Annotated in this window: 13 protein-coding genes; 11 read left to right on the top strand and 2 right to left on the bottom strand. The window is 60.8% G+C overall.

Going from position 1 to position 15,553, the window contains the following annotated elements:
- The first annotated feature begins 12 nt into the window (after window positions 1–12).
- Entirely contained in the window at window positions 13–1,197 is a 1,185-nt protein-coding gene (locus KFS80_RS17055) for a DUF3142 domain-containing protein (RefSeq protein WP_212545411.1), read from the top strand.
- On the top strand, window positions 1,184–3,322 hold the full coding sequence (locus KFS80_RS17050; RefSeq protein WP_212545410.1) for a hypothetical protein: 2,139 nt from the start codon (window positions 1,184–1,186) through the stop codon (window positions 3,320–3,322). The genes KFS80_RS17055 and KFS80_RS17050 overlap by 14 nt, the downstream gene beginning before the upstream one ends.
- On the opposite strand, the gene KFS80_RS17045 is transcribed toward KFS80_RS17050, so the two are convergent.
- On the bottom strand, window positions 3,319–3,948 hold the full coding sequence (locus tag KFS80_RS17045) for a LysE family translocator (protein ID WP_212545409.1): 630 nt from the start codon (window positions 3,946–3,948) through the stop codon (window positions 3,319–3,321). The two genes, KFS80_RS17050 and KFS80_RS17045, sit on opposite strands and share 4 nt — an antisense overlap.
- Before the next feature lie 144 nt (window positions 3,949–4,092).
- Here KFS80_RS17045 and KFS80_RS17040 point away from each other — a divergent pair, with 144 nt between their 5' ends.
- A complete protein-coding gene (locus KFS80_RS17040) occupies window positions 4,093–4,566 on the top strand; it encodes an Lrp/AsnC family transcriptional regulator (protein ID WP_053125245.1) in 474 nt (157 codons plus the stop codon).
- An 84-nt stretch (window positions 4,567–4,650) separates the two neighbouring features.
- Here KFS80_RS17040 and lpdA read toward each other — a convergent pair whose 3' ends face one another.
- Entirely contained in the window at window positions 4,651–6,051 is a 1,401-nt protein-coding gene (gene lpdA / locus KFS80_RS17035; protein ID WP_212545408.1) for a dihydrolipoyl dehydrogenase, read from the bottom strand.
- Between the two features lie 211 nt (window positions 6,052–6,262).
- Between lpdA and hflK (KFS80_RS17030) the strand changes: the two genes are divergently transcribed.
- From hflK (KFS80_RS17030) to cfaB, 8 genes are all read left to right on the top strand, one after another.
- Complete coding sequence (gene hflK, locus KFS80_RS17030) at window positions 6,263–8,224, top strand: protease modulator HflK (protein WP_212545407.1); 1,962 nt, start codon at window positions 6,263–6,265, stop codon at window positions 8,222–8,224.
- Window positions 8,221–9,261 carry a protease modulator HflC gene (hflC, locus tag KFS80_RS17025; RefSeq protein WP_212545406.1) on the top strand — a complete coding sequence of 347 codons (1,041 nt, stop codon included), beginning with the start codon at window positions 8,221–8,223 and terminating at the stop codon, window positions 9,259–9,261. Before hflK (KFS80_RS17030) ends, hflC begins: the two co-directional genes overlap by 4 nt.
- On the top strand, window positions 9,258–10,307 hold the full coding sequence (hflK, locus tag KFS80_RS17020; RefSeq protein WP_212545405.1) for a protease modulator HflK: 1,050 nt from the start codon (window positions 9,258–9,260) through the stop codon (window positions 10,305–10,307). Before hflC ends, hflK (KFS80_RS17020) begins: the two co-directional genes overlap by 4 nt.
- Window positions 10,304–12,211, top strand: coding sequence for a heavy metal translocating P-type ATPase (locus KFS80_RS17015; protein ID WP_212545404.1), 1,908 nt, complete (start codon window positions 10,304–10,306; stop codon window positions 12,209–12,211). Before hflK (KFS80_RS17020) ends, KFS80_RS17015 begins: the two co-directional genes overlap by 4 nt.
- 111 nt (window positions 12,212–12,322) lie before the next feature.
- Window positions 12,323–12,574, top strand: a complete 252-nt coding sequence (gene bufA2, locus KFS80_RS17010; RefSeq protein WP_053125233.1) for a BufA2 family periplasmic bufferin-type metallophore — start codon at window positions 12,323–12,325, stop codon at window positions 12,572–12,574.
- Between the two features lie 62 nt (window positions 12,575–12,636).
- Window positions 12,637–13,482 carry an MNIO family bufferin maturase gene (gene bufB, locus KFS80_RS17005; RefSeq protein ID WP_212545403.1) on the top strand — a complete coding sequence of 282 codons (846 nt, stop codon included), beginning with the start codon at window positions 12,637–12,639 and terminating at the stop codon, window positions 13,480–13,482.
- Entirely contained in the window at window positions 13,473–14,258 is a 786-nt protein-coding gene (locus tag KFS80_RS17000; RefSeq protein WP_212545402.1) for an HvfC/BufC N-terminal domain-containing protein, read from the top strand. The genes bufB and KFS80_RS17000 overlap by 10 nt, the downstream gene beginning before the upstream one ends.
- Window positions 14,259–14,343: 85 nt before the next feature.
- Window positions 14,344–15,531 carry a C17 cyclopropane fatty acid synthase CfaB gene (cfaB, locus tag KFS80_RS16995; RefSeq protein WP_159813225.1) on the top strand — a complete coding sequence of 396 codons (1,188 nt, stop codon included), beginning with the start codon at window positions 14,344–14,346 and terminating at the stop codon, window positions 15,529–15,531.
- The last annotated feature ends 22 nt before the right edge of the window (window positions 15,532–15,553 follow it).

The raw sequence follows: 15,553 nt of genomic DNA, 5'->3' as shown, positions 1-15,553 counted from the left end.
GGGTTGGAAGGTATGCGGTTTATTGTCGGTCTGTTCTTGGGCATCTTGCTTGTGGGTTGCAAGCAACAAGATGCGCCACCCCTCGACCAACAACTCTACATCTGGCAACGCCAATGGACGCCGGCCCATGAGTCGGCGTTGCGCGACAGCCACAATGATTTCTCGACGCTGCGTGTGTTAGCCCTGCAAGCCTTCCCGAATGCCGGATGGAGCCGCGCGCGAATCGATGCGCCGTTGTTGAAAGCTGATGGCCGACCGTTGATCGCGGTGATTCGTCTCGATGGTCAGCTCAAGTCGCTGGATCAGGATCAAGTCACCGCGCAGATTCTCCAAGTGCTCGCCGATTGGCAGGCGCAAGGCTTGACGCTGAGCGGCGTCGAGATCGATCACGACGCCGGTAATGCGCGGTTACCGGCCTACGCTGAACTCCTCAAACAGCTGCGCTCGGCATTGCCGAAAGAAATCCCGCTGAGCATCACCGCACTGCCAGCCTGGCTCGACAGTGCGCAATTGCCGACACTTCTGCAAACCGTCGACAGCAGCGTGCTGCAAGTCCACGCGGTCAGCGATCCGCGTCGAGGTTTGTTTGATTCCGATCAGGCGTTGAAGTGGGCCAAGGCCTGGGCGCGAATCACCGACAAATCTTTTTATCTCGCGCTGCCGGCCTACGGTGTCGCGCTGTTGCCGGACGACGGTGGGGCGCCGCTGGTGGAAAGTGAGGTGCAACTCGAGCGCGGTGGCGAGCGTCAGGAACTGCTCGCCGATCCGCTGTCATTGAGCCAACTCGGCAAGACCCTGCGCGAAGACCCGCCGGCGCACCTGGCAGGGTTGATCTGGTTTCGTTTGCCGCTGGCCAACGATCGCCGCGCCTGGAGTCTGACTACCTTGCGCGCGGTTGCCCGTGGCGATCAACTCGTCAGCCAGCTCGGCGTGACGTTCAGCGAAAACGACGGTCTTTACGACATCAAACTCGACAACCCCGGCAACCTCGACAGTGCCTGGCCCGCGCAAATCACCTTGAAGGCGCAAAGCTGTGAAGGTGCCGATGCGCTCGCCGGTTATGCATTGCAACAAGGCCCGGATCTGCTTACCTTCACCCGCCTGCACGACGGCCGATTGCCGGCGGGCGGACAACGCGCCATCGGTTGGGCGCGTTGCGCACATATTGATCAAGGAGGTTCGCATGTTGACCCGTAACTGGCCCCGCCATCTGCTCTGCCTGAGCCTCTGCTTGCCATTGGGCTCGGCGCTGGCCTGCGGCCCGGACTTCCCGATGCGCCTGCTCGACAATCGCGGGCAAACCCTGGCGGATCTGCCGGAGGGCAACTTCAACTTCGAACTCAGCCGCCTCGGCAAAGCCATCGCCGGGCTGAAGAATGTCACGGCGGCGACGCACAATCCCAACGACCTGTACGGCGAAGAAAACGCAGCCGCCGAGGCGCGCGATAAGGCTGAACAGCTGGGTTTGAGCGCCGACCAGCAAACGCTGGTCAAGCAACTGCGCGGCCTGACCGATGCGCATCAGGTCGAGGTGCAGGGCGCCAGCCTGCCGGCGGAAATCCGTTTGTACGTGGCCGGCGCAGTCGCGTTTGCCACGGGCGATCATCAACTCGCCGTCGAATATTTCAACAAGCTGCTGGCGCTGCCGGCGTATCAGCGTCCATTGCGCAGCACCTGGGCTGCGTATTCTCTCGGGCGCACGTTGTTCGCCATGAGCAGCGAAGCCGGGGATAAGGTCGTCGCGCTGGAGCGATCGCGTGATGCGTTCCGTCAGGCCCGGCAACTGAGCATCGACGGTTTCAGCGATCCGTTGGAGCTGGGTGTCGCCAGCCTCGGCGAAGAGGCGCGGGTGGTGCGCGCGGCGGGCGACTGGAACGGCGCCATCGAATTGTATGAAGCGCAGAACCTGCACGGTTCCGCCGTGGGTTACACCTCGCTCAAGCAATTGATGAATGAGTTGGCGGAATTGCCCGAGGTCGAACTGGCCGAATTGCTTCAGCACACATCGGTGCAGCAACTGGTCACGGCTTCGTTGGTCAGCCGTCAGGGCTGGTCGTTTGGTGACGAACCGCCGAACGAGAAAAAACTGGTGAAGCTGCTGCAAAACAGCACCCGTGGCAGTCTCGAAAATGCTGATCGTCTGGCCGCGATGAGTTATCAACAGGGCGATTACGCCGGTGCCAAAGCTTTTCTCGAAAATGCCGGCGACGGCGGACTCGCGTGGTGGCTGCGCGCGAAACTGGCGGTGCGTGACGGCGACAAAAATGCCGCCGCCGCAGCCTATTCGAAAGCCGCACAAGCCTTCCCGCAGAAAGAAGATTGGGGTTATCGCCGCACCCCGGACTGGGCGTACGAAAGCCTGCAGCCGAAATGCCGGGTCGAAGGCGAAAGCGCGATTCTCGCCTTGCAGCGCGGCGAATACCTGCAAGCGTTCGTGCAGTTGTATCGCAGCAACAGCACCTATTGGTTCGACGCCGCGACCGTGGCCGAACGCGTGCTGACGGTCGAAGAGCTGAAAAAATACGTCGACGATAACGTCCCGGCACCGCCCGCATTGACCCAGCAAGAGCGCGATAACTACGTGCCGCTGCCGGTCGCCGCCAGCCTGCGCAATCTGCTCGGTCGGCGCTTGCTGCGCGAAGGGCATTACGCCGAGGCGGTCGCGTATTTTGACAATCCCGACCTGCAAAACAAGGCTCGCCTTTACAGTGAGCAACGCTTGAAAGCCGATTCCGCGTGGTGGCCGACCAAACGCGCGAGTGCGCTGTACAACGCCGCGTGGACGGCGCGCGAGTGGGGCATGGACATCCTCGGTTACGAGATGGCTCCGGATTACGCCACGTTCGGCGGCAACTACAGCCTGGAATCCACCGAGCTGAAAGTCGGCCCGCTGGTCAGCGAAGCCGAAGTGCAGCGCCAGAAGGCCAGCGAAGCGAAACCGGATCAGCGCTATCACTACCGTTTCGTCGCCACCGAATTGGCCAGCCGCGCCGCCGACAACCTGCCGCACACCAGTGAGGCGTTTGCTGCCGTGCTGTGCAACGCGGCGGGTTGGAACAGCAGCCTCGAAGAGCAGAGCGCGCTGTATCAGCGTTACATCAAGGAAGGCCCGTACGTGTTGTGGGCGGTGGATTTCGGCAATCAGTGCCCGTATCCGGATTTCGAAAACGCCGACAAGCGTTACGTCACCCAGGTCACGGACTCCGTACGCACGACGCTGCGACCATACAAGTGGCCGGTGCAGGTTGGCGCGATTGTCTTGGTCACGGCCGCCGCGTTGCTGTTGATCAGCCGTCGTCAGCGCAAGGCCCACAAAGGCTAAGCCTGCTGGACGAAGGTCAGGCGCACGGCGAAGCCGATCAACAGGCTGCCGAACAACCATTGCTGCACCCGTTGCGCCGTTGGACTGTGTTGCAGCCAACGGCCCAGCGCGGCGCCGGTCAGCGCATAGGCGCTGTCGAACAGCAGACCGACGCCGACCAGCAGCGCACCGAGCAGGGCGAACTGGCTCAGCACCGGCGCGCCGTCGGCGACGATGAACTGCGGCAACAGCACCGAGCAGAACAATAGGGCTTTGGGGTTGAGCAGGTTGGTCAGCAAACCGCGCCGGATCGCTTCGCGCCATTGGCCGTGGCTATCGGCAGTTTCACCTGTCGTCAGGTGCGGCAGGAGTGTGCTGCGCAGGCATTGAATACCGATCCACAGCAGATACGCCGCACCGGCGAGCCGCACCACTTCGAACGTCCACGGCGCTGCTTTGAACAACGCCGCCAATCCCAACGCTGCTAACGCCACATAACAACCTCGGGCAATCGTCAGACCTATCGCCGTGGCCAATGCGGCGCTGCGTCCCTGACGCGCGCCAGTTTGCAGGAGCAGGATCATGTCTGGGCCGGGCAGCAGAAAAACCACCGCCAATGCCAGGAAAAACAGCCAGAGACTCGCCACGGTTCAGTCCTTTCGTTGTCGATTCGGTAGCGCCAGTCTAGGGCTGAAGGGCGGGGCAGGTGCTTGCGTAGTCGGCTTCAAAAGCTTCTGCAATTGGCATAACCTGCTAGCTTTGCGCGTGATAACTATCGGGATCTGCCAAACATGAAACTGGATGCCTTCGACCGCAAAATCCTCGCCGCCCTGCAACGGGACGGGCGCCTGAGCAACGTCGAGCTGGCGGATGAAATCGGCTTGTCGGCTTCACCGTGTTTGCGCCGGGTGCGCATGCTGGAGGAGGCGGGGGTGATTCGCGGCTATCAGGCCAATCTCGATCGCGACGAAGTCGGGTTGGGGCTGACGGTGTTTGTCGGGGTCAAGGTCGAACGCCACAACGACGAACAGGCCGAGGCGTTTTATGCGGCGGTGACGGCATTGCCGGAGGTGATTTCAGCGTTTCTGGTGTCGGGGGAATCGGATTTTCTGCTGCAAGTGGTGGTGCCGGATCTGCGCGCGTACGACCGCTTTCTCAGCGGCTGCCTGTTGAAGTTGCCGGGGGTGAGTGACATCCGCAGCAACTTTGCGATTCACACGGTGAAGACACCGGGGGCTTTGCCTTTGGGGCATCTGCCGGCCTGACAAGCAAAGATCGCAGCCTTCGGCAGCTCCTACAGGGGGCGCATTTCATGTAGGAGCTGCCGAAGGCTGCGATCTTTTGATCTTCTACATCTGCGTCGCCATCCCCTCAACATTCATCGCCGCCTGGCGCAACGCTTCCGAGCGCGTCGGATGCGGATGACAGGTCAAGGCAATGTCCTCCGCCGACGCACTGAACTCCATCGCCACACAAAACTCGCCAATCATCTCACTCACGCTCGGCCCCACAAGATGCACGCCGAGCACTTCATCCGTGCGTTCATCGGCGAGGACTTTGGCAAAGCCCTCGGTCTCATGGTTTATCTTCGCCCGGCTGTTGGCGGTGAACGGGAATTTGCCGACCTTGTACGCGCGACCCTCAGCCTTGAGTTGCTCTTCAGTCTTGCCGACGCTGGCCAGTTCCGGCTTGGTGTAGATCACGTTGGGGATCAGGTCGTAATTGACCTCGCCTGCCTTGCCGTGGATCTGCTCGACGCAGGCCATCGCTTCATCCTCAGCCTTGTGCGCGAGCATCGGCCCGGACGTGACGTCGCCAATCACCCAGACGCCAGCGGCTTCGGTGCGATGCTGTTTATTGGCGAGCATGCCGCGCTTGTCGGTGCTCAGACCGACGTTTTCCAGGCCCAGGCCTTGGGTGTAAGGGCGACGACCAATCGCCACCAGCACGTAATCGGCTTCGAGCAGTTCCGCCGTGCCGCCCGCCGCCGGCTCAACGCTGAGCTGCACGCCGTTTTCCGACGTCGTCGCGCTGGTGACTTTAGAACTCAACTTGAAGGCGATGCCCTGTTTGCTCAGCGAGCGCTGCAGGGTTTTGCCGGCCTCGCCATCAACACCAGGGCAGATGCGGTCGAGGTATTCGACCACGGTCACCTGCGCGCCGAGTCGCCGCCACACCGAACCCAACTCCAGGCCAATCACGCCGGCCCCGATCACCACCAGATGTTTTGGCACTTCGCTCAGCGACAACGCGCCCGTTGAATCGAGGATGCGTTTGTTGTCGATCTCGACACCGGGCAGGGGAGTGGGCTCGGAGCCGGTGGCGATGATGATGTCCTTGGCAGTCAGCTCGACCTTATTGCCCTGATCGTCAGTCACCGTAACCTTGCCCGGCCCGTCGATGTGGCCCCAGCCCTTGATCCAGTCGACCTTGTTCTTGCGAAAGAGAAACTCGATGCCTTTGGTCAGGGCGGTCACGCTTTCGTCTTTCTGTTTCATCATTTGCGCGAGGTTCAGCGTCGGTTTGACTTCGATGCCGAGGTTGGCGAATTCCGCACCCATCGCCGCGTCGTACAGCTCCGAGGCGTGCAACAGGGCTTTGGACGGCATGCAACCGACGTTCAGGCAGGTGCCGCCGAGGGTCGCCCGACCTTCGACGCAAGCGGCCTTGAGGCCCAACTGGCCGGCGCGGATCGCCGCGTTATAACCACCGGGGCCGCCGCCCAGAATCACTACGTCATAGATGCTCATGCGCTTGCTCCTGATGAATGGATGCGGATCGCTAAAAGTAGCTGTCGATAAAAATTACGAACGTAATATGTGCGTTTCCAGACATTTCGGTCAAGGCTTCAGGCAAGCGACAGGTTGGGCGTCTTTGAATACGGGTAATTGTGTACGAATATTTCACGCTTTTCGTTATATCGTAACGATATGAACCGCGAGCCAATGATTTTGGGGTGATATGCAAGTTGATCTGGAGGTGGATGGCACGCAGGTGACCGGACTGCCGCGTTTTCAGCAGGCGACCATGCAGAGCAGGCGACTGCGGCGTTGGGCGTTGGGCCTTGGCGGATTGGCCGGGGCGGGCTGGGTGTCGGCGTTTTTCGTCGGGTTGTTTGCGCCGCAGTCATTGTGGCTGCCGCTGCTGGTCAATCAGAGCGCGGCGTTGCTGGTGCTGGTCGCAGGGCTGCAATCGGCGTGGTGGGTGACGCAATGGCGCGCGCGGGTGATCAATCCTGTTGTGCTGACGCCGACTGCTGACGATCAAGCGATTGCGCCAGAAGGTTGGTACGAACGCCTGCTGGATCGCCTCAGTCAGCGCGGTTTGCATGTGCTTGGCCAGATCGGTGCAGCGACGCTGTGGTTGGGCGGTTGGGCGTTGCTGGTGGCGCTGAGCATCGAACAGGTGTGGAACCTGACGTTGCCCGCCGCTGCCGTTGGAGTGTCCGCCTCCGTCGGTGCGGCGTTGGCGTTGCTGCTGGCGTTTGGTTTGCTGGTGCTGGAGCGGCAACTCGCTCAGGAGAATCCAGCGCAATGGCCAGAAGCAGGAGCGCTGGCGCAATTGACGCGCGTGGCGATCATCAGTCTGGTGCTCGGCGCGCTGTGTTTATTGTTCGCTGGCGAGAACGCGGTTTGGCCAGTTCGTGTGGCGGTACTCATCGGCATCTTGCCGGGATTGGTCGCGATCGAGCTGCTATTGCGCGCGGTACTCTCGGTCTTCAGCCCACGCCGCGAACAGCTCGAACCGACGCTGTTGGCGCGCAGTTTTGTCGCTGACATGCTGCGCTGGCCGCCGCAACCGTTGCTCGCGTTGCAGCATGAATTACACAACCGTTTTGGCATCGATCTACGTCAGATCTGGGCGTTCAGTTACATGCGCCGAGCGTTTCTGCCGGTGCTGGCGCTGGTCGCAGCGGTGGGTTGGTTGCTTACTGGCATCCATGAAATCCCTCTTCAGGGTCGCGGCATTTATGAGCGTTTCGGCAAACCGGTGCAGGTGTTTGACCCCGGTTTGCACACAGGTTTGCCGTGGCCGCTGGGTCGCGTGTTGATCGTCGAAAACGGCGTGGTGCATGAACTCGCTACCAGCGTCGGCGAGAACCCGGCACCGCCACAAGCCGATCCCGCTGAAGGCCCGGCACCGATGACGGCCAACCGTTTGTGGGATGCCAGTCACGTCAACGACAAGTCGCAAGTGATCGCCAGCAGCCATGGCGATCAGCAGAGCTTTCAGATCGTCAACATGGACGTGCGCTTCGTCTATCGCATCGGCCTGACGGATCAGGCGGCGCTGGCCGCGACGTACAACAGCGCTGATGTGCCCACACTGATCCGCAGCACCGCCAGCCGGATTCTGGTGCACGACTTTGCTTCGCGTACGCTCGACGGTTTGCTCGGTGAAGACCGGGTAGGGCTGGGCGAGGAGATCGGTCGCGCGGTGCAAAGCGATCTGCAACAACTCAACAGTGGCGTCGAGATTCTCGCCACGGTGGTCGAAGCCATTCACCCGCCGGCCGGTGCCGCCAATGCTTATCACGCGGTGCAAGCGGCGCAGATCGGCGCCCAGGCGTTGATCTCCCGGGAGCGTGGCGCGGCGGCCGAAGCGAGTAATCAGGCGCAATTGCAGGCCAGCCTCGCTTGCGATCAGGCCAGTGCCAATGCACGCGAAACCAGTGCCACGGCGCAAGCGGCGGATCTGAAATTCAGCGCCGAACAAAAAGCCTACGCCAGTGCCGGTCAGGCCTTTGTGCTGGAGCAATACCTCGCGCAGCTCAGCCAAGGCCTGAGCAAAGCCCAATTGCTGGTGCTCGATCATCGCCTCGGTGGCAGCAGCAATGCGCCGACCATCGACCTGCGTACCTTCACGCTGCCGGCTGACCCGACGCCCGCGCGCACCATCGCTCAACCAGGAGTCGCCCATTGAGCCAGTCGCACACGCACGAACCGCATGATCACAGCGGCCACGATCACGGCCACGGCGGACATCACCATCATCATGGGCATCATCACCACGGTGCGCCGGAAGAGGCGGGGCCTTTCCCGTGGCGGCGCATGGGCTGGGCGGTGTTGCTGGTGGCGTTCGCCATTGCCGCGGCGAGTCTGGTGCAAGTGCGCTCCGGTGAAGCCACGGTCATTACTCGCTTCGGTAATCCATCGCGGGTATTGCTTGAACCGGGTTTGAGCTGGCGCTGGCCGGCGCCATTCGAAGCGGCGATTCCGGTGGATTTGCGTCTGCGCACTACCTCCAGCGGCTTGCAGGATGTCGGTACCCGCGATGGTTTGCGCATCATCGTTCAGGCCTACGTGGCGTGGCAGGTGCAGGGCGATCCAAGCAACGTGCAGCGCTTCATGCGCGCAGTGCAAAACCAGCCCGATGAAGCGGCGCGGCAGATTCGTACCTTTGTTGGTTCGGCGCTGGAAACCACCGCCAGCAGTTTCGATCTGGCGAATCTGGTCAACACCGATGCCAGCCAAGTGCACATCGCTGAATTCGAAGCGCAGTTGCGTCAGCAGATTGATCAGCAATTGCTCGCGACCTATGGCGTGCGTGTCGTGCAAGTTGGCATCGAGCGTTTGACCTTGCCGTCGGTAACGCTCACCGCCACGGTCGATCGCATGCGCGCCGAGCGTGAAACAATTGCCACTGAACGCACGGCGATCGGCAAACGCGAAGCGGCGCAAATCCGTTCCGCTGCCGAACGCGATGCGCGAATTGTGCAAGCTGACGCCACCGTGAAAGCCGCAGAAATCGAAGCGCAATCTCGCGTCGAAGCCGCGCAGATTTACGGCCGTGCCTACGCCAGTTCTCCGCAGCTGTACAACTTGCTGCGCTCACTGGACACCCTCGGCACCATCGTCACGCCGGACACCAAACTGATTCTGCGCACCGACGCCGCGCCATTCCGCGTACTGGTTGACGGCCCGCCGACACTCGACAGCAAATCCGGATCGCAGCCATGAATGAAGAAGTTCCACGTGGAACACATTCGCTAAACAGCCCTTGGATTCAGGCCGGTCGTTTGGCATTTTTTGCCCTGTATGCGGTAACGGTGTTGGCCGCATTGGCGTGGGCATTCTCCAACGTGCGGCAGATCGACCCGCAGAATCGTGCGGTGGTTTTGCATTTTGGCGCACTGGATCGCGTGCAAAACGCCGGTCTGTTATTGGCTTGGCCGCAGCCGTTCGAACAGGTGGTTTTGCTGCCTGCAGCGGATCGGGTGATCGAACGCCGAGTGGAAAATCTGTTGCGCAGTGATGAGGCGTTGAAGGCTGATCGCGTCGCTTCGTTCGCCACACCGCTGAGCGATGCGCTGGCCGGGTCTGGTTATTTATTGACCGGTGATGCCGGCGTGGTGCAACTGGATGTGCGGGTCTTTTACAAAGTCACCGACCCTTACGACTTCGTCTTGCAGGCCGATCATGTGCTGCCGGCGCTGGATCGATTGGTCACCCGCAGCGCCGTCGCACTGACGGCCGCGCGAGATCTCGACACCATTCTTGTCGCTCGCCCGGAATTGATCGGCGCTGACAATCAAGCCGCCGAACGCCGTGAAAGGCTGCGCGGTGATCTGGTGCAAGGCATCAACAAACGCCTCGCCGAGTTGAAGGCGAGCGGGCAGGGCATCGGTATCGAAGTGGCGCGGGTTGATGTGCAATCGAGTCTGCCTGACCCTGCCGTAAGTGCGTTCAACGCCGTGCTGACTGCCAGTCAGCAAGCCGATAAAGCCGTGGCGAATGCGCGCACCGACGCCGAGAAACTCACCCAGACCGCCAACGAACAAGCCGATCGCACGCTGCAAGTGGCTCACGCACAGGCGGGTGAACGCCTGGCCAAAGCCTCGGCCGACACCGCCACGGTGTCGAGTCTGGCCAGCAGCACCGACCCGCAAATGCTCTTGCGCCTGTACCGCGAACGCATGCCGAAGATTCTCGGCCAGGCCGGATCGGTGACCACGGTCGATCCGAAAGACGATTCCCGCCTGATCATTCAGGGAGCCAGTAAATGACTGCGACGACCTCCGCACCGAGCCTGTTGTCCTCGGCCGAACAACGCCGCGCTGCTCGGCAATTGACCCTCGCGATGCTTGCGCTGGGCTTGCTCGGTCTCGGTTTGATCTGGCGTTGGCTGGTGCCGGAGCAGACCGGTGTCAGTCAGTTGCTGCTCGGATTTGCTTCTTTATTAGTCGCCGTGCCGGTGATGCGTTCGGCGTGGTACAGCCTGCGTTATCCAAGCCTGCACGGCATCACCGATCAACTGATTGCCTTGGCCATGCTCGGCGCGTGGGCGACTGGTGATCTGCTCACGGCGGCGCTGTTGCCGATCATCATGATTTTCGGCCACGTGCTGGAAGAGCGCAGTGTCATCGGTTCGCAAGAAGCGATCCATGCGCTCGGCCAACTGACGCGCAGTCACGCGCGCAAGGTTCAGGCCGATGGCTCGATCCTCGAAGTGGACAACGGCACGCTGAAATCTGGCGACACTGTTGAGGTGCGCGCCGGTGATCGGGTGCCGGCGGATGGTCGGGTACTGTCCGGCCAGGCCAGTCTCGATACCGCTTCGATTACCGGCGAGTCAGTGCCGGTCGAGGCGGCTGTCGGCATGACGGTGTTCGGCGGCGCGATCAACCTTGATGGACTGCTGCGTATTGAAGTGACTCGCACAGGTGATGAATCGACCCTCGGCAAAGTCATCGCCCTGATGCAAAACGCCGAGCGTTCGAAACCACCGATCACTCGTTTGCTCGAGCGTTATGCCGGCAGTTACATGGTGCTGGTGTTGTTGCTGGCGGCGGTGACTTGGTTCGTGACCAATGATGCGCAGGCGATGCTCGCGGTGTTGGTGGCTGCGTGTCCGTGTGCGTTGGTGTTGTCTGCGCCGGCGACGGCGATTGCCGGTGTCGCAGTGGCGGCGCGGCACGGGATTCTGATCCGCAGTTCAGCGTTTCTTGAAGAACTGGCTGACCTGACCTCGCTGGTCGTCGACAAGACCGGCACGCTGACTTACGGCACGTTGCGTTTGCAGTCGATCGACAGCTCACTCGCAGACACCTCCGCGATTACCGCACTGGCTGCCAGCCTCGGAGCGGCGAGCAGTCATCCGGTGAGTCGAGCGTTGGCGGGGTTGGTCAGTCAGGATAAGTCCGTCGCCCTGAGTGAGATACACGAACGTCAGGGCCTGGGTGTGGTTGCCATGACGGAGCAGGGCGAGGCGGCGCTGGGGCGGCCGGAGTTGTTCGCGCAACTGGGCATCAGCACCACGAGCGTTCCCGAGCACGACGGCCCGATTGCCGGGTTGTCCTTGAACGGGGAATTCCTCGCGTGGTTGTTGCTGGCCGACAGCGTCAAACCGGAGGCGCGTTTTGCCCTCAGCGAGTTGCGCGAATTGGGCTTGGGTCGGCAACTGTTGCTGACCGGCGATCGGCAGAGTGTCGCTCAGACTTTGGCGCGTGATGTTGGTTTGCAAGAGGTTCAAGCCCAGGCCTTACCTGAGGACAAACTCAATCGTGTGCTTAAGGAAATCGGCAACGGTTTCCGGCCGATGGTGGTGGGTGACGGCATCAACGATTCGCTGGCACTCAAGGCCGGCGTAGTTGGTGTTGCGATGGGCGCGGGCGGTGCGGATATCGCGTTGGCCTCGGCTGACATTGTGCTGATCGGCAGCGATCTGCGCAGGCTCGGAACCTGTGTACGCCTCAGTCGACAGTGTCGCCGAACGTTGCAGGTCAACGTGGTCATCGGTCTGGGCTGGACGCTGGCCATCGTTGTGTTCGCCGCATTCGGTTGGCTAGGTGCCGCCGGGGCGATGATCGCGGCGCTGTTGCATAACCTCAGTACGCTACTGGTGTTGGGCAATGCCGGACGATTGCTGCGCTTTCAAGAACCGCTGCTCAAGCTCAAGGAAGAGATCTGAAATTAATTTTGCTCGTGTTGTAACGCCATCCTGGTCGCTCTCTCTAGTGCTATGTCGGGACTGAACAAACCGTTCAGCCGACATCCCTGACGATGACCGAGGACAACAAAAATGACTATCAAGACCGCTGCTGCTGGTGCTGCTCTCGCTTTTGCCGCTGCTACGATGTTTGCTGGTGTTTCGACTACCGCTACGGCTGCTGATGCCAACGTTCACTGCTACGGCGTCAATGCCTGCAAAGGCCAGAACGACTGCAAGACCAAAGATCACGCCTGCAAAGGTCTGGGCACTTGCAAAGGCATGGGCTTCAAGGCCATGACTCAAGCGGCTTGCGAAAAAGCAGGTGGCAAGGTCGGCGAATAACTGACCGCAAGTGCCGCCGCAGTGGTTCACGCCACTGCGGCCACTTTTAGCAGGAGTCCGACATGTCCGCTTCGCTTCCTTTCCTGGGTTACGGCCTCGGTTTACGCAGCGCTTATTATCAGCAGATCCTCGAACAGTCGCCGGACGTCGACTGGTTTGAAGTGGTCTCCGAAAATTTCATGGTGCAGGGTGGCAAGGCTCTGTACTACCTGGACGCCATCGCCGAGCGCTATCCGCTGGTGATGCATGGTGTGTCCTTGTCCATCGGTGGGCCGCATGCCCTCGATCCGGACTATCTAAAAAAACTCAAGCAACTGGCTGAGCGGGTCAAACCGGCATGGGTCTCCGATCACCTGTGCTGGAGCCGTGGCAACGCCCATCAGTTGCACGACTTGTTGCCGCTGCCCTATACCGCAGAAAGCCTTGAATACATCGCCGGCCGTGTGGCGCAGGTGCAAGATGTTTTGCAGCGGCCGCTGGTGCTGGAGAACGTCTCCAGCTATGTGCGCGCCGCGTCGGACGAGTTCAGCGAATGGGAATTTCTCGCGGCCCTGAGCCGGGAGAGTGGCTGCGAGTTGTTGCTCGACGTTAATAATGTCTACGTCAGTTCGCGCAATCACGGCTTCGATCCGTGGACATTCATTCAAGGTTTGCCGGCAGAAAAAGTACGTCAACTGCATCTGGCCGGGCACAACGATTACGGTGATTACGTCATCGATACTCATGACCATCCGGTGAGCGATCCGGTCTGGGCGCTGTATCAACGCACGCTGGAACACATCGGCCCGGTGGCGACGTTGCTGGAACGCGACGATCATTTCCCGCCGTTCGAAGAACTGCTCGCCGAGCTGCACAAGGCCCGCGAGTTGGGTGATACGGTTCTGGCCGGGAGACAGCAATGCGCTTGAAGGAATGGCAACTGGCGTTCGAAGCGTTTCTGCTGGATGCCGCGCCGGCCGATCGCGCCTTGGCCGACAGCCTGATCGGCGGGCCGACGCTCGACGTCGGTACTGGCCTGGCGATTTATCACAACGCTTACGCGGCGCGTTTGCTGGAAGTGCTGACCCACGATTTCCCGGCCATTCATTATTGGATGGGCGATGAAGAATTCGATCTGCTCGCCACCGCGTACATTCGCCAATATCCGTCGGCGCATTACAGTCTGCGTTGGCTGGGTAAAGGTTTTGAAGCGTTTATCCGCGAGCATCTGGTGCCCGAGCAAAGTGCGCCGCTGGCGGAACTGGCCGCACTCGAATGGGCTTTCACCCTGGCGTTCGATTCCCCGGCCGGCGCGCCGCTGACGATTAATGCGATGGCGACACTGGCGCCGGAAGAGTGGCCGACCTTGCAGTTCAAACCGACGCCTTCGCTGCAATGGCTGGCGTGTGAATTCAACAGCGTCGCGATTTGGCGCTCGGTAAAGGATGAAGCGGATTTCCCGCACAGCGTTGCACTCGAAACACCCCAGGTCTGCGTGATCTGGCGTCACGACTTGGTCTGCAACTACCGCAGTCTGGACAGCGCTGAAGCGAATGCGCTGAATGGCTTGTTAAACGAAGGCTGGAGTTTCTCCGAACTGTGCGAAGCGTTAGCAGTCATCTATGGTGAGGGCGCGCCGCTGCAAGCAGTTACGTGGTTGAAACAGTGGGTTCAGGATGGCTTGCTGGAGCGTCTGCAACGATAGTTTTGGCTAATTAAATCGATAGCCTGCTATTTTTTCAGGATGGTCTACCCTCAGATCTGACGGTCTGAAACAAGGGGGATTTTCCATGCTCGCGCAACTTCCACCGGCCTTACAGAATCTGCAGCTACCGCTTCGCTTGCGACTCTGGGACGGCCATGAATTCAATCTGGGGCCGGCGCCCAGCGTCACCATCGTGGTCAAGGACCCGCAGATGGTCACCCAGTTCACCCATCCCAGCCTCGATGCGCTCGGAGCGGCATTCGTTGAAGGCAAGCTCGAACTGGAGGGCTCGATCAGCGAGGTCATCCGGGTTTGCGACGAATTGAGTAACGCGTTGCTCGGTGACGATGACGACAATCAGCCGGTGCGGGCCTTGCACGACAAGGAAACCGACGCCAAAGCCATTTCCTACCACTACGACCTGTCCAACGCGTTCTATCAGCTCTGGCTGGACAGCGACATGGCGTATTCCTGCGCGTATTTCGAAACGGGCAGCGAAACCCTGGAGCAGGCGCAGCAAGCCAAATTCCGCCATTTATGCCGCAAGCTGCGTTTGCAACCGGGCGAATACCTGTTGGATGTCGGTTGCGGTTGGGGTGGGCTGGCACGTTTTGCCGCACGCGAATTCGGCGCGAAAGTCTTCGGCATCACCTTGAGCAAGGAACAACTGGAACTGGCGCGCGAGCGAGTAAAAGCCGAGGGCCTCGAAGACCAGGTCGAACTGCAACTCCTCGACTATCGCGACCTGCCGCAGGATGGCCGTTTCGATAAGGTGGTCAGCGTCGGCATGTTCGAGCATGTCGGCCACGCCAATCTCGCCGAGTACTGCAAAACCTTGTTCGGCGCGGTGAAGGAGGGCGGTCTGGTGATGAACCACGGCATCACTGCCAAACACACGGATGGCCGTCCGGTGGGACGCGGCGCCGGCGACTTTATCGAGAAATACGTATTCCCCAACGGCGAGCTGCCGCACCTGTCGATGATCTCGGCGGAGATCAGCGAAGCGGGGCTGGAGATTGTCGACGTCGAAAGCCTGCGCCTGCACTACGCGCGCACACTGGATCACTGGAGCGAACGGCTCGAGGACAATCTCGAAGCTGCGGGCAAACTGGTACCGGATCAGGCGCTGCGCATCTGGCGTTTGTACCTGGCCGGTTGTGCTTACGCCTTCGCGCGCGGCTGGATCAATCTGCACCAGATTCTCGCGGTGAAAGCACATCCGGATGGCAGCCACGAACTGCCATGGACACGCGACGACATCTATAACCCCTAAACCTTTTCCTCTCCTTAGGGAG

It is taken from the genome of Pseudomonas rustica (assembly GCF_018336155.1).
Taxonomy (GTDB): Bacteria; Pseudomonadota; Gammaproteobacteria; order Pseudomonadales; family Pseudomonadaceae; genus Aquipseudomonas; species Aquipseudomonas rustica.
Note: the sequence above shows the minus strand (reverse complement) of the source record. Positions and strands in the feature narration are given on the sequence as shown.